15 protein-coding genes are annotated in these 13095 nt (G+C 70.4%); 6 read left to right on the plus strand and 9 right to left on the minus strand.

Going from position 1 to position 13095, the window contains the following annotated elements:
• Positions 1-3: 3 nt before the first annotated feature.
• Positions 4-636 (minus strand): DUF4126 domain-containing protein, encoded by a 633-nt coding sequence (locus H9658_RS17020; RefSeq protein ID WP_179569143.1) that lies wholly within the window; start codon positions 634-636, stop codon positions 4-6.
• A gap of 181 nt (positions 637-817) precedes the next feature.
• Between H9658_RS17020 and H9658_RS17025 the strand changes: the two genes are divergently transcribed.
• The 5 genes from H9658_RS17025 to H9658_RS17045 are packed head-to-tail and all read left to right on the plus strand — an operon-like array spanning position 818 to position 4361.
• Entirely contained in the window at positions 818-1552 is a 735-nt protein-coding gene (locus H9658_RS17025) for a DUF6776 family protein (protein ID WP_179569141.1), read from the plus strand.
• A 7-nt stretch (positions 1553-1559) separates the two neighbouring features.
• Positions 1560-2015: a bactofilin family protein gene (locus tag H9658_RS17030; protein WP_179569139.1), complete on the plus strand. Its 456-nt coding sequence runs from the start codon at positions 1560-1562 to the stop codon at positions 2013-2015.
• A gap of 31 nt (positions 2016-2046) precedes the next feature.
• Positions 2047-2433 (plus strand): iron-sulfur cluster insertion protein ErpA, encoded by a 387-nt coding sequence (gene erpA / locus H9658_RS17035; RefSeq protein ID WP_053836095.1) that lies wholly within the window; start codon positions 2047-2049, stop codon positions 2431-2433.
• A gap of 48 nt (positions 2434-2481) precedes the next feature.
• Positions 2482-3414 (plus strand): NAD(+) diphosphatase, encoded by a 933-nt coding sequence (nudC, locus tag H9658_RS17040; protein WP_191826255.1) that lies wholly within the window; start codon positions 2482-2484, stop codon positions 3412-3414.
• 50 nt (positions 3415-3464) lie between these two features.
• Complete coding sequence (locus H9658_RS17045; RefSeq protein WP_191826256.1) at positions 3465-4361, plus strand: hypothetical protein; 897 nt, start codon at positions 3465-3467, stop codon at positions 4359-4361.
• Here the strand turns inward: H9658_RS17045 and H9658_RS17050 are convergent, their stop codons facing one another.
• The 7 genes from H9658_RS17050 to H9658_RS17080 all read right to left on the minus strand — a co-directional run bounded on the left by H9658_RS17050 (position 4362) and on the right by H9658_RS17080 (position 9469).
• Positions 4362-4769 (minus strand): DUF2752 domain-containing protein, encoded by a 408-nt coding sequence (locus tag H9658_RS17050; RefSeq protein WP_191826257.1) that lies wholly within the window; start codon positions 4767-4769, stop codon positions 4362-4364.
• Between the two features lie 5 nt (positions 4770-4774).
• A complete protein-coding gene (locus H9658_RS17055; protein ID WP_179569131.1) occupies positions 4775-5110 on the minus strand; it encodes a CD225/dispanin family protein in 336 nt (111 codons plus the stop codon).
• Between the two features lie 95 nt (positions 5111-5205).
• A complete protein-coding gene (locus H9658_RS17060) occupies positions 5206-5625 on the minus strand; it encodes a DUF2752 domain-containing protein (protein WP_191826258.1) in 420 nt (139 codons plus the stop codon).
• A gap of 85 nt (positions 5626-5710) precedes the next feature.
• Complete coding sequence (locus H9658_RS17065) at positions 5711-5995, minus strand: CD225/dispanin family protein (protein WP_179569127.1); 285 nt, start codon at positions 5993-5995, stop codon at positions 5711-5713.
• A gap of 55 nt (positions 5996-6050) precedes the next feature.
• Positions 6051-6338: a CD225/dispanin family protein gene (locus H9658_RS17070; protein WP_225210070.1), complete on the minus strand. Its 288-nt coding sequence runs from the start codon at positions 6336-6338 to the stop codon at positions 6051-6053.
• A 105-nt stretch (positions 6339-6443) separates the two neighbouring features.
• On the minus strand, positions 6444-8366 hold the full coding sequence (locus H9658_RS17075; RefSeq protein ID WP_179569123.1) for an MFS transporter: 1923 nt from the start codon (positions 8364-8366) through the stop codon (positions 6444-6446).
• A gap of 215 nt (positions 8367-8581) precedes the next feature.
• Positions 8582-9469, minus strand: coding sequence for a LysR family transcriptional regulator (locus tag H9658_RS17080; RefSeq protein WP_179569120.1), 888 nt, complete (start codon positions 9467-9469; stop codon positions 8582-8584).
• A gap of 103 nt (positions 9470-9572) precedes the next feature.
• Between H9658_RS17080 and H9658_RS17085 the strand changes: the two genes are divergently transcribed.
• A complete protein-coding gene (locus H9658_RS17085; RefSeq protein WP_179569118.1) occupies positions 9573-10784 on the plus strand; it encodes an MFS transporter in 1212 nt (403 codons plus the stop codon).
• Here H9658_RS17085 and yccS read toward each other — a convergent pair.
• The gene (yccS, locus tag H9658_RS17090) at positions 10729-12951 is read right to left on the minus strand and encodes a YccS family putative transporter (protein ID WP_406848138.1); all 2223 of its coding nucleotides are present in this window, start codon (positions 12949-12951) and stop codon (positions 10729-10731) included. The two genes, H9658_RS17085 and yccS, sit on opposite strands and share 56 nt — an antisense overlap.
• Positions 12952-13095: the final 144 nt, after the last annotated feature.

Below are 13095 nucleotides of genomic sequence, written 5' to 3' on the forward strand. Positions count from 1 at the left end.
AGTTCACGAAGACAGGGAGCCATCTCGGCTCGGCCTGGCGACGGCGGCGTCCGCGGGCGCCGCCAGCAGGCGGCGGACGCCGCGCCACAGCGTGCGCCACACCCACCACACCAGCAGCGCACCCAGCACGCTCGCCCCAAGCAATACGGCCAGCGCCAGCCACGGATGCACCAGAGCCAGCGCGAGCGTGGCCAGGACCACCGAATCCTCGGTCAGCGAGGCGATCCAGTTGCTGGCCGGTTCCGGCGACGTGTTCAGCAAGGCGCGCGAGCCGGCCTTCAGCACATGACTGGTGAGCGCGACGCCGGCACCGGTGGCGAGCGCGCCGGCGCCCAGTTGGCCGTCCTGGGACAGCGTGGCCGCGGCCAGGAACGCGCCGGCCGGGATCCGGGTCAGGGTCTGCAGCAGGTCCCAGACCGAATCCACGCCGGGAATCTTGTCGGCGAAGAACTCGGCCAGCGCCAGTGCGCCGGAGGTGCCGAGCACCCACCACGACTCGGTGGCCTGCAGCGCTGGCGGCAAGTCCAGCCAGCCGAGCAGGCCGGCCACGCCGATCCCGAACACGGTCAGGTAGACGCGGATGCCGGCCAGCCAGGCCAGCAGGATGCCGATTACGAAGAGGTGGGCGTCGGTCATGGCGAGGCGCTCCTGCAGATGCGCGGGTGGCGGCCACTATCGGCCAAGCGTGCAGCGAAGGCCAGCGCACGGGTCGCGCGTGCCGGCAACGGCAAGCTACGGCGCGTGGCTTACACTAGCCGGCCGGCCGACCCCCCGCGAGGATCGACGCCGCTGCCGCCTCGGTGGCGCGGCTTTGACGATGAACCGACCCGTGCCCCGTTTCCAGATCGTGCCCAACGGCGCCGCGCCCGCGCGCGGACGTGGCCTGTGGCTGCTGATCGCCATCGTCTGGCTGCTGTCGCTGGCAGGAACCTGGCTGCTGGCCAGCCGCCAGGCCGCGCCCGAGCTGGGCGAGGTGAGGACGCAGCTGCGGCAGGCCGACGCCAAGCTGCAGGCGCAGCAGCGGCAGATCGACACGCTCAACCAGCGCCAGGCCACTCTGGCCCGCTCCGACCAGATCAGCCGCGCCGCCAACAACGAAGTGCAGAGTTCGCTGGCCGAGCGCGACGAGGAGATCGCCGGGCTGCGGGCCGACGTGGCCTTCTACGAGCGCCTGGTCGGCGCCACCAGCCAGCGCAAGGGCCTGACCGTGCATTCGGCCGAGTTCTCGGCCGAGGCCGGCGGCACCTGGCACTACAACGTGGTGCTGACCCAGAACCTCAACCGCGGCGCGATCAGCCAGGGGCAGATGCGCCTGGCGGTGGAAGGCGTACGCGGCGGCAAGCTGGCCAGCGTGGGCTGGGACGAACTGCACCAGAAGAGCGGCGTGCCCGGGCAGGACTATTCGTTCCGCTATTTCCAGCAGTTGGACGGCAGCGTGATCCTGCCCAAGGATTTCACCCCGCAACGGGTGCGAGTATCGCTGTCCGGCGGAGGGGCGCCGGTCACCCAGAGTTTCGATTGGACACTGGCCGGCAACGGCAAAGGGGAGTAGGCAGCTTATGTTCGGAAGCAACAAGAACGGCCGCAGCAGCGGCCAGACCGTGGTGGATACCCTGATCGGCGCGCAGGTGGTGATCCGGGGCGACCTGGTGTTCAGCGGCGGCCTGTACGTGGAAGGGCGCATCCTCGGCAAGGTGCTGGCCGAGGACGGCGCGCCGGCGACGCTGACCCTGTCCGAGCACGGCAGCATCGAGGGCGAGGTGCGCGCCCCGATCGTGATCATCAACGGCCAGCTGACCGGCGACGTGCATGCCGCCGAGCGCGTGGAACTGGCGCCGAAGGCGCGGGTGCAGGGCAACGTGCACTACCAGGTGGTGGAGATGAACGCCGGTGCGCAGCTGACCGGACGGCTGATCCATGCCGGCAGCATGGCCGCGCTGGCGCCGCCGGAGCGGGCGCACGAAGAACCGCAGGCCGAGCTGGCGCAGCGCGCGCTGACCGCGGCGGATGCTTGATTCGGCTCCCGGCCGCCCCCATCCTGCAGCCATGAGCACTCTCGTTTCCCTGCCCAGCGCCGCGCCCGCCCCCGACTACCAGTCGCTGGAGCGGCCGCTGAACTTCACCCAGGCCGCCGCGGCCAAGGTGCGCGAGCTGATCCGCGAGGAAGGCAACGACGCGCTGGCGCTGCGCGTGTACATCCAGGGTGGCGGCTGTTCCGGGTTCCAGTACGGCTTCGAGTTCGACGAGAACCGCGCCGAGGACGACCTGTCGGTGCGCACCGACGAGGTCACCCTGCTGGTCGACCCGCTGAGCCTGCAATACCTGATGGGCGCGGAAGTGGATTACAGCGAAGGCCTGCACGGCGCGCAGTTCGTGATCCGCAACCCCAACGCCAAGACCACCTGCGGCTGCGGCAGCAGCTTCAGCGTGTAGACACGCTGCGGCTTGCGGGATGCGCGGTTTGCCTGCACCCTGCGCCGCATGCCCGAACTGACGCCTGTTTCCTTCGCGTTCGCCGACGCGGTCATCGACCGCGCCGACGCGCTGCGCAACGATCCCGAAGCCCTGCGCCGCGCCTGGCCCAGCGCGCGCCTGCTGCTGCTCGATGCCGATGGCAATGCCTACGCCGATGCGCACGGCCAGCCGCTGGCGCTGACCGGCGCGGCGCTGGGCGATATGGTCGAGCAGGCGATCTTTCTCGGCCTGCGCGATGGCGATGCCTGGTTCGCGGTGGGCGCGGGCCTGCGCGACGCCGACATCGACCCGCCGCAGCGCATGCACCTGCGCCGCGCCGCGGCCGAGTGGCCGGCGTTCGCGTCCGGCCTGTTCGCCTATGCCCGCGGCATGCTGCACTGGCAATCGCGCACCCGCTTCTGCGGCGTCTGCGGCGGCGCCATCGGGTTCCGCCGCGGCGGCTTCCTCGGCGTCTGCACGCAATGCGCCAGCGAACACTATCCGCGCGTGGATCCGGCGGTGATCGTCGCGGTCAGCGACGGCGCGCGGCTGCTGCTGGGGCGCCAGGCGAGCTGGCCGGCGCGGCGCTATTCGGTGATCGCCGGCTTCGTCGAGCCGGGCGAGTCGCTGGAGCAGACCGTGGCGCGCGAAGTGGCCGAGGAGACCCAGGTGCGGGTCCGGCCCGGCAGTTGCCGCTACTACGGCGCGCAGCCATGGCCGTTCCCCGGTGCGCTGATGCTCGGCTTCAGCGCGCTGGCCGAGCCCGACCTGCCGCAGGTGGATGGGGAGCTGGAAGACGCCCGCTGGTTCGAACGCGACGAGATCGGGGCCGCCCTGCAGCGCGCCGCGGCACAGGGCGACAGCGCCGACGACGGCCACGGCCTGCGCCTGCCGCCGGGCATCTCCATCGCACGCGCGCTGGTCGTGGACTGGTATCGCCGCGGCGGCACGCACGCGTAGGCCGCCCGGCGTCCGCTGCACACGCTTCAGAACGGTCCCGGAGGACCTGCATGTTCACTACCCTCGTCGCTGTGATCGTCGCCCTGGTGCTGGGCCATGTCGCGCCCGGCATGGTGGCCTCGCTGCGCCGTTTCGATGCCTATGGCGACTGGCTGTCGTGGCTGGATGCGCATGCCGGCGAAGGCAGCGGCTGGCGCGGCCGCTACGGCATCGCGCTGGCGCTGCTGCCGGCCTTGCTGCTGGTCGGCCTGCTGCAGTGGCTGCTCGCCGCGCCGCACCTGGGCCTGCTGGCGCTGCTGTTCGGGGTGCTGGTGCTGGCCTTCAGCTGGGGGCCGCGCGACCTGGATACCGATGTGGAAGCGGTGATCGAGGCCGACGACGTCGCCGCGCGGCGCGTGGCGGTCGCGCACCTGCACGCCGATGGCGGGCCGCCGCGCGAGGATCCGGCCGGGCTGGTGGAGGCGGTGGCGATCAGCGCATTGCGGCGCTGGTTCGCGGTGCTGTTCTGGTTCCTGCTGCTGGGGCCGTTCGGCGCGCTCGGCTATCGCCTGCTGGCGCTGGCCGCGGTCGGCCCGTACGCGCCGCGGCTGCCGTTGGCCACCGCGCTCGGCGCACGCACCGTGCTGGCCGCGATGGAGTGGCCGGTGGCGCAGCTGATGACCTTCTCGCTGGCGCTGGTCGGCAATTTCGAGACCGTGTTCGGCGCCTGGCGTGCGGCCGGCGGCAATCGCTGGCAGCTGGACAGCGCCTTCCTCGGCCCGGTGGCCTGCGCCAGCGTGCGCGGCGAACTCGACGAGGAGGCGCACGACTACAGCGATGCCGGCATGGTGGTGCCGGTGCTGCGGCGCCTGCCGGAATTGCGCGATGCGATGAGCCAGATCTGGCGGGTACTGCTGCTGTGGCTGGTGGTGCTGGCGTTGCTGGTGATCGCCGGCTGGGTCAGCTGACTAACCCGGCGCGAGCAGGGTGAACGGAAACCACGGCAGGTTGCGCGCGATCCAGTAGCCGGGCAGCGCCAGCAGCCAGAAATGCGGCCGCGACAGCAGCGCGACCACCGGCGCGAACCATGCCGCGCGCCAGCCTGCCTTCCACGCGATCAGGCCCGGCAGCACGGCCAGGCCCAGCATCGCCCCGGGATTCATCGCGAAGGCACCGAGCGGATCCAGGTGCACCAGGGCGTGCAGGGCGCGGGTCATGCCGCAGCCGGGACAGTAGTAGCCGGTGAGCGCATGGAACAGGCACGGCGCGAACGGATTGTCCGCGGCGTTGGGATCGAACCGGTACAACAGCGCGCCGCCGGCCGCCGCGAGGGCGGTGGCGGCGCCGAGACACGCCCGTTGTTGCCAGGCGCGCATGCCGATCAGCTCATGTGCTGCATCTGGTTCACGTATTCCATGTAGCTCTGCATGCCGCCGGTCGCGACCATGCCGATGTTGATCAACAGGCCGATGATGGCCAGCGCGGTGGTCACCCAGCACCAGGTCTTGGCGCTGTTGGAGGCGCGCCGCGCGCCGTCCAGGTCGCCCTGGTTGAGCAGCCCGTTGACCTTGCTGGAGAACACGATGGCGACGATGCCCGGAATGATCGACGGACAGCACAGGCAGAACCCGAGCACCGTGGCGATGATCGCCCAGGCCAGATGATTGGGAATCGCGCCGGGGGCGGGCGGCGGCGTGACGGGGCTGACGGTGCTCATGTGTGGATCTCCTTGAGGGGCTATGCGCTGGGCATGGGGCCAAGTCTAGACGAGGTGGTCGCCGCGGCTCCATCTTTCGGCGCCGCGCGATGCGCTCAGTGCGGCGCCAGCAGCGTGAACGGGTACCACGGCAGATTGCGCAGCACCGCGTAGCCGAGCAGCAGCCACAGCCACAGGCGCGGATCGGCGAGGATCTTCAGCAGCGGCGCCAGCAGGCGCATGCGCAGCCCGGCGGCATTGAGCGCCATGATCGCCAGCAGCGGCAGCGCCACCACCAGCAGCGGATTGGTCGCCATGGCATGGGCGATATCCAGGTGCACCAGTGCATGCAGGCAGCGGGTGCTGCCGCAGCCTGGGCAATACAGGCCGGTGAGCGCGTAGAACGGGCACGCAGGCAACGGATTGCCTGGCACATTGGGATCGACCCGGCGCAGCACCAGCGTCGCGACCACGGCGACGCCGCTCAGTGCGGCCAGCGGCAGCCAGCGGGGCAGGGGGCGTGCGCGCAGGAACATCGGCAACGGAATCGTCGGTAACGGAATCGTGGAGCGATCGAACAAGGCCGCCGCGGCGCGCGGCAACGGCGGCCCGGATCGTCGATCAGTACGTGGTCGACGACTGCTGCATCATGCCCAGGCCACCCAGGGCGAAGATGAAGATCAGGTACAGCACGACCAGCACCACCCAGGCGATGACCGAGTAGATCGCCCACTTCTTGGCCTTGTCGGCCGATTCGCGGGCGCCGGCGACGTCGCCGGCGGCGAGCTTGGTGTTGACCTGGGCGGCGAACACGATCGAAACGATGCCCAGCGGCAGGCAGCAGAACAGCGTGCTCAGGATCGCCCAGACCAGATTGTTGGACACTTGCGGTGCGGTGGTATTCATCCGTGTTACTCCGGTTGCGTGGTGGAACGAAGAAAAAACGAGAAAGCGGGCGGACTCACTGCCCCAGCGCGCTGCTGAGGATCGCGATGCCGCCGAACAGCAGGAACCACAGCGCGAGCAGGATCGGCGCAGCCAGCGCCGACCACATCGCCCACAGGCCGGCCTTGCGCGAGGCGTCGCGTGCGCCGGCCACATCGCCGGCGGCGCGCTTGCCGTCCACCTGCGAGGCATAGACGATCGACACCACGCCCAGCGGCAGGCAGCAGAACAGCGTGGACAGGATCGCCCACACCAGATTGTTGGGGACGTAGATGCCCGCGCCGTTGGGCGGTGGTGGCGGCAATACCTGACTCACTGATCGACCCCTGAAATGGACGCCGCTGCAGTACGCAGGCGTCTCCCCGGCGCCTAATCTACCCGAAGCGGCGTTTCCCGGCACCCCGCAGGTTCACGCGGCGTCCCCGCGCAGCTGCCGCACCTGCGCTTCCAGCAGCTCCGCGCTGACCTCGGCGGCCGCCACCGGCGCGCCCGCGATCACCTCCACGTGCGCGCGGAAGCGCCGCGGCACGCGCATGCGCCGCAGCCGCGAATCGCGCTTGCTCCACATGCTGGTCCACATGTTGCGCAGCGCCATCGGCACGACCGGCACCGCGCGGCGCTCGACGATCTTCTCCACGCCGGACTTGAACTTGGCGATCTCCCCGTCCTTGGTCAGCGCGCCCTCGGGGAAGATGCACACCAGTTCGCCCTCGGCCAGCGCCGCGTCGATCTCGTCGAACGCGCGCTGCATCAGCGCCGGGTCCTCGCGCGCGCCGGCGATCGGGATCGCCTTGGCGGTGCGGAAGATCCAGCGCATCACCGGGATGTTGAAGATGCGGTAGTACATGACGAAACGCACCGGGCGCGGGATCGACGCGGCCAGCACCAGCGCGTCCATGTAGCTGACGTGGTTGCACACGATCAACGCCGCGCCCTCGTCGGGCACGTGCCGCTCGATGCCGTGCAGGCGCAGCCGGTACAGCGCGCGCACCATCACCCAGCTGAGGAAACGCATCAGGAATTCGGGGACGATGCTGAAGATCCAGATCGCCACCACCGCGTTGGCGATGGCCAGCGCCAGGAACACCTGCGGGATGCTCAGCCCGGGCATCGGCACACGCATGCCGAACAGCGTGAGCTGTTTCATCTGCAGCGCGATGCCGACCATCGCGGCGATGACGATGAACATCGAATTCTGGATGTTGAGCCCGGCGATGACCCGCGACAGTTCCGCCTTGGGCGTGCGGCTCTGGATCAGCGCGAACAGCGGCACCACGAACAGGCCGGTGCACAGGCCGATGCCGACCAGGTCGAGCATGATCCGCCAGCTGCCGGCCTGGTGCACGAACTGGCCGATGCCCAGCCCGGCCTGCAGCGCGCCGCCGGGGCGGGCGAAATACAGGTCGAGCATGAACGCGCTGATGCCGAACGCGCCCAGCGGCACCAGGCCGATCTCCACGGTGCGTCCGGACAGCTTCTCGCACAGCAGCGAGCCGGTGCCGGTGCCGATCGAGAACAGCGCCAGGGCGAAGATGTACAGGTCCTGCGCGCCGCCGAGATTGAGTTCGGCGTAGGTCGGCAACTGCGCGGTCAGCACGGTGCCGATGAACCAGAACCAGGACACGCCGAGCACCGCGTTGCGCACCGCCAGCTGGCGCCGGGTCAGGCGCATGATCGCCAGCGACTCGGGCAGCGGATTCCAGTTGATCTTCAGGTCCGGCGCGCCGGCATCGACCTTGGGAATGAGGCGCGCGACCAGGTTGCCGGTGACCGCCAGCGCGATCACCGCGGTGGCCGCGGCGACCGGGCCGTGGCTGCCGGCGATCTGGAAGATCAGTCCGCCCAGGATCATGCCGCACAGGATCGAGATCGAGGTGCCCATCTCGACCAGGCCGTTGCCGCCGGTCAGTTCCTCCGGCTTCAGCACCGAAGGCAGGATCGAATATTTCACCGGGCCGAACAGGGTGGACTGCAGGCCGGTGCAGAACAGCGCGACCAGCAGCACCGCCATGTTCTCGGTCAGAAAGCCGACCGCGGCCAGCGACATGATCGCGATCTCCATCGTGGTGGTGATCACCACCAGCCGCGATTTCTCCAGCTTCTCGGCGATCTGCCCGGCCAATGCGGAGAACAGGAAGTACGGCAGGATGAACAGCGCTGGCGCCAGATTGGTGTACAGCGTGCGCTGCTCGGGGGTGACGCCCAGATAGAACAGCAAGCCGATGATCGCCTGCCGGTAGACGTTGTCGTTGAACGCGCCCAACCCCTGGACCACGAAGAACGGCAGGAAGCGGCGCTGTTTCAGCAGGGCGAACTGGCTATGGCCGGACATGCAGGCTCCTTTGCGAACGCGCGCAGCCTAGCAGGTTCGTTGCGCGGCGGATGCGGCGCCGTGGGGCGCGGCGTGCCGCGATGCGGGCTGTGTCGGCGGTGGCGTCTGCGGGGGGAAGCGCGTGCTGGCTTTTTGCAGGCGGCGTCATGGTGGCGTGCTCCGTTCGTCGCGGCTGAAGCCGCGCCTACAGGGGGCTGCGGTGCGAGGCGATCCGGTTAGCCGGTTGCGACGGCGCCTGCCTGCTGCCGCAGCAGCGCGATCAGCGCGCGTGCGGCCGGGGTCGGGTCCGCGCGCCAGGTGGCGTAGGTCAGGAAGCGGAAGCGCTCGCGCAGCGCGATCACCGCCACGCCGTGCATCGCCGCGGCCATGGTCTGCGGCACGATCGCCAGGCCCAGGTCCTCGACCACCAGTTGCCGTTGCAGATCGGCATGGGTGACCTCGTACTGCAGGCGCTGGCGCAGGCCGGCCTCGGCAAAGGCGCGGTCGATGATGCCGCGCACGCCGGCGCCGGCGATCAGCCCGGCCATCGGCGCGTCCTCCAGTTCGTGCAGGGACACTTCGGCGCGCGCGGCGAAGCGGTTGCCGGGCGCGGCGATCAGCGCCAGCGGTTCCTCGTGCAGCAGCAGGCGCTGCTCGGGCAGGACGATATGCGGGCCGACCCCGACCAGGGCCACGTCCAGCCGGCCTTCGCCCAGATCGAGCAGCAGCGCATCGCTCATGCCGGTGCGCAGGTGCACGTCCACCGCGCTATGCGCGGCGCGGAAGCGGCGCAGCAGGGCCGGTACCTGCACCGTGGTCAGCGAGGAGATCTGGCCGATGTGCAGGCGCCCGCGCACGGTGCCGAGCGCCTGCGCCATCTCCTCGTGCAGGCGTTCGGCCGCGCGCAGGGTTTCGCGGGCGTTGTGCAGGAATACCTCGCCGGCGGCGGTCAGCCGCACCTGCCGCGCACCGCGCTCGAACAGGCGCGCGCCCAGCGCTTCCTCGATCTTGGCGATCTGGTGGCTCAGCGCCGACTGCACCGTGTGGCAGCGCCGCGCGGCGGCGGTGAAGCTGCCCTCCTCGGCCACGGCGACGGCGAACTCGAGTTGGCGCAGGGTCAGCATGGCATCTGGAAAAGAGATGGTTCGGGTGAAAACAATACATTGGAAAGATCGATGGCGCTTGCCCAGACTGGCGCCATTCCTTCCGCACCCTTGGATTCCGCTCATGGACAGCTCCCCGCATCCGCCGTTGCACCGTGGCCTGGTGCTGCTGATGGCCGCCGCCACCGGCCTGGCGGTGGCCAGCAACTATTACGCGCAGCCGCTGCTGGAAGTGCTGGCGCAGACCTTCGCGATCGACGTGCGCAGCGCCGGCGCGGTGGTCACCACCGCGCAACTGGCCTACGCCGCCGGCTTGCTGTTGCTGGTGCCGCTGGGCGACCGCTTCGAGCGCCGCAGCCTGATCGTGGGGCTGTACGCGCTCAGTGCGGTGGGCCTGCTGATCAGCGCCGCCTCGACCAGCTTCGCGCTGCTGCTGCTCGGCACCCTGGTCACCGGACTCAGCTCGGTGGCCGCGCAGATCCTGGTGCCGTTCGCCGCCACCCTGGCCGCGCCGCACGAGCGCGGGCGGGTGGTCGGCACGGTGATGAGCGGCCTGCTGCTGGGCATCCTGCTGGCGCGCACCGTGTCCGGGCTGCTGGCCGGCGTCGGCGGCTGGCATGTCGTGTACTGGGTGGCCGCGGCGCTGATCCTGCTGGTGGCGGCGCTGCTGTGGCGCGCGCTGCCGCGGCATCCGGGCAATCCGCGGCTGTCCTATCCGCACCTGATCGGTTCGGTGCTGGCGCTGTTGCGCGACGAACCGGTGCTGCGCGCGCGCGCGATCCTGGGCGGGCTGATCTTCGCCGGTTTCAGCATGTTCTGGACCACGCTGGCGTTCCTGCTGTCCGGTCCCAGCTACGGCTACGGCACCGCGACGATCGGCCTGTTCGGCCTGATCGGCGCCGCCGGCGCGTTCGCCGCCAACCTGTCGGGCAAGCTCGCCGACCGCGGCGCCGGGCACTGGGTGGGCTGGGGCGGGCTGGCCATGCTGCTGCTGTCGTGGCTGCTGCTGGCCGCCGCGCCGCACTCGCTGTGGCTGCTGATCGCCGGGGTGCTGCTGCTGGACGTGGCGGTGCAGGGCGTGCACATCGGCAACCAGCACGTGATCTACCAACTGGATCCGAAGGCGCGCAACCGCATCACCTCGGCCTACGTCACCTGCTATTTCATCGGCGGCGCGATCGGTTCCAGCCTCGGCACCGCCGCCTACGCCTACGCCGGCTGGCGCGGGGTGGTGGTCGGCGGCGCGGCGCTGGCGGTGGCGGCGCTGCTGTGGATGGGCGTCAGCGTGCGGCCGGCACGGCCGCCGGCGGCGCTGGCGCCGCTGCCGGAGCGGTGACCGCGTGCGCGGCGGCGCGCAGCTTGGGCAGCAGGCGCAGGGTCAGCGCCAACTGGTTGCGCACCAGCCGCCGCTTGGCCTCGTCGATCCCGTCCTCGTGCTCCAGCGCATCGGCCATGCCCACCTCGGCCGATTCGTCGGCCGGCGGTAGCGCCTGGCGCTGCGCCAGCGCGTCGGCGATCGCGCCCAGGGTGTCCTGCAGGTAACCGCCGGCGCGGTCGATGGCCGGATCGGCCTCGCCGGCCAGCGCGGCGCGGTGCGCGCCCAGCGCCGACAGGTAGCCGAGCAAGGTGTTGGACAGCGCCAGGAAGCGGAAGCCCGCATCCAGGTTGCGGCGGTAGCGGCCGGGTTCGCGCAGCATGTTGGACAGCGCCACCGACAGCGCGGCGTCGGCGTTGTGCATGTCGCGCCGGGCGATGCGGTAGGGCAGGTCGTCGCGCATGCCGCTGCGGTATTGCTCCAGCACCTGCGCCAGGTAGCGCGCGCAGCTGGCCAGCACCGTGGCCATCACCTGGTTGAGGCGCCGGCCCTGCCAGTCGGGCAGGATCAGGAACGAGGCCGCCGCGGCGATCGCGCAGCCGATCAGCGTATCCACCAGACGCGGCCAGATCAGCACGAAGCCGTCGCCGAGCAGGTTGAAGCAGAACAGCGCCATCACCGTGATCGCGGCGGTGGCCAGCATGTAGCGGTCGGTGCGGGTGACGAAGAACAGCAGCGCGCCGAACAGCGCGAACAGCAGCTGCAGTTCGGTGCCGGGGAACAGCTGCATCAGCGCCCAGGTCGCGATCAGCCCGATCAGCGTGCCGGCGATGCGCTGCGCCAGGCGCAGCCGGGTGGCGCCGTAGTTGGGCCGGCACACGAAGGCGGTGGTGAGCAGGATCCAGTAGCCGTTGCTGGCGTGGATGGACTGCATGATGGCGTAGCCGACCACCAGCGCGATCGCCATGCGCAGCCCGTGCCGGAACAGCACCGAGCCCGGGGTGAGCTGCTGGCCGACGCGCACCAGCATCTCGCGCAAGGTGTGCGGCGAGGAGTCGCGCAGGCGGGTGTCGAGGGTGTCGCTGGTGGTGTCCGATTGCGCGGCCTCGGACAGCCGCCGCTCGATGCTCTGCAGGTTGGTGACCAGCAGTTCCAGCGAACCGAGCAGCCGCGCCTGGCGCGGGTCGGCCTGGGCGTGCAGGAAGTCCAGCGACTGGCGCAGGTCGGTGGTGGCCTGCTGGGTCTGCTCGCCGTATTCGAACGGCTGGCGCATCCGGATCGCTTCGCCCAGCGCGGCGCAGGCCTTGCCCTGCAGGGCCAGCAGGCGCTGGCAGCGGTACAGCACGTCGCTGTGGAAGAACGCGTCGGTCAGCGCCTCGTAGGGATAGTGCGAGGAGCTGGCGCGTTCGTGGAAATCCTGCGCCATGTAGTACAGCCGGAAGTACAGGCCGGACTGCACGCCGGGCCGGCCGGAGCGGCCGAAGCGGCTCATGATCGCGGTCTTGGCCGCGTTCAGCGCCGCCACCACCTGCGCGTTCTGCTCGGCCAGCGCCAGCCGCCGCGCGTGCAGGTCGCTCTGTCGCACCGGTTCGAACAGCGCGGCCTTGAGCCGCAGGTAGCGGCCGAGTTCGAAGAACAGCCGCGACAGCCGCTCGCGCACCGGGCGGTTGGCGAACAGGAGCGTCCACAGGATCGACAGCAGCCCGTACCAGGCCGCACCGAGCATCAACAGGCCGATGCCGTGCCAGGCGCTGCCGCCGACGTGGCCGGAACGGCCGCCATGGTCGATGCCGATCATCGCGTAGATCGCCAGCGCCACCGTGGCCTGGGCGATGGAGGCGTAGCGTTCGCCGAGCGCGCCGAGCAGGGTCAGGGCGAAGGTGGACAGCGCCATGCCGGCGACGAACGCCAGCGGATACGGGAACAGCAGCACCACCGCGGCCGCGGCGGCGGCGAAGCACAGCAGCGACAGCAGCACCGACTTGATCCGGCCCAGCCAGTTGTCGTCGGTCTCGGCGATGGCGCTGGCGATGGCGCCGAGGAAGATCGCCGGCAGCGCGGTCAGTTGCTGCTGCTGCCAGCACACGCCCATCGCCACGCCCAGGGCGATGAACACGCGCAGCCCGTAGCTGGCCTTTTCGTGGGCCCACAGGCGGCTGAGGCGGGTTTCGATCGAGGATTTCGGCACGGCGACACGATAACGCAACGCTGGCCGCGATGATGCTTGCCGACGCCGAAGTGGGGTCGGCGAGCATCGGCGCTGCGTCCGCGGTGCGACCGTCGCCGCTGTCCTGCGGTCGTCGCTGCGCCTTGCCGCGGCAAGGCGCAGCGA

Source organism: Xanthomonas bonasiae, assembly GCF_014836395.1.
Taxonomy (GTDB): domain Bacteria; phylum Pseudomonadota; class Gammaproteobacteria; order Xanthomonadales; family Xanthomonadaceae; genus Xanthomonas_A; species Xanthomonas_A bonasiae.

Bases quoted from the DNA above. Each gene is read 5' to 3' on its own strand.
- H9658_RS17020 (WP_179569143.1), bottom strand. From the start codon at position 636: ATGACCGACGCCCACCTCTTCGTAATCGGCATCCTGCTGGCCTGGCTG.
- H9658_RS17025 (WP_179569141.1), top strand. From the start codon at position 818: ATGAACCGACCCGTGCCCCGTTTCCAGATCGTGCCCAACGGCGCCGCG.
- H9658_RS17030 (WP_179569139.1), top strand. From the start codon at position 1,560: ATGTTCGGAAGCAACAAGAACGGCCGCAGCAGCGGCCAGACCGTGGTG.
- erpA (WP_053836095.1), top strand. From the start codon at position 2,047: ATGAGCACTCTCGTTTCCCTGCCCAGCGCCGCGCCCGCCCCCGACTAC.
- nudC (WP_191826255.1), top strand. From the start codon at position 2,482: ATGCCCGAACTGACGCCTGTTTCCTTCGCGTTCGCCGACGCGGTCATC.
- H9658_RS17045 (WP_191826256.1), top strand. From the start codon at position 3,465: ATGTTCACTACCCTCGTCGCTGTGATCGTCGCCCTGGTGCTGGGCCAT.
- H9658_RS17050 (WP_191826257.1), bottom strand. From the start codon at position 4,769: ATGCGCGCCTGGCAACAACGGGCGTGTCTCGGCGCCGCCACCGCCCTC.
- H9658_RS17055 (WP_179569131.1), bottom strand. From the start codon at position 5,110: ATGAGCACCGTCAGCCCCGTCACGCCGCCGCCCGCCCCCGGCGCGATT.
- H9658_RS17060 (WP_191826258.1), bottom strand. From the start codon at position 5,625: ATGTTCCTGCGCGCACGCCCCCTGCCCCGCTGGCTGCCGCTGGCCGCA.
- H9658_RS17065 (WP_179569127.1), bottom strand. From the start codon at position 5,995: ATGAATACCACCGCACCGCAAGTGTCCAACAATCTGGTCTGGGCGATC.
- H9658_RS17075 (WP_179569123.1), bottom strand. From the start codon at position 8,366: ATGTCCGGCCATAGCCAGTTCGCCCTGCTGAAACAGCGCCGCTTCCTG.
- H9658_RS17080 (WP_179569120.1), bottom strand. From the start codon at position 9,469: ATGCTGACCCTGCGCCAACTCGAGTTCGCCGTCGCCGTGGCCGAGGAG.
- H9658_RS17085 (WP_179569118.1), top strand. From the start codon at position 9,573: ATGGACAGCTCCCCGCATCCGCCGTTGCACCGTGGCCTGGTGCTGCTG.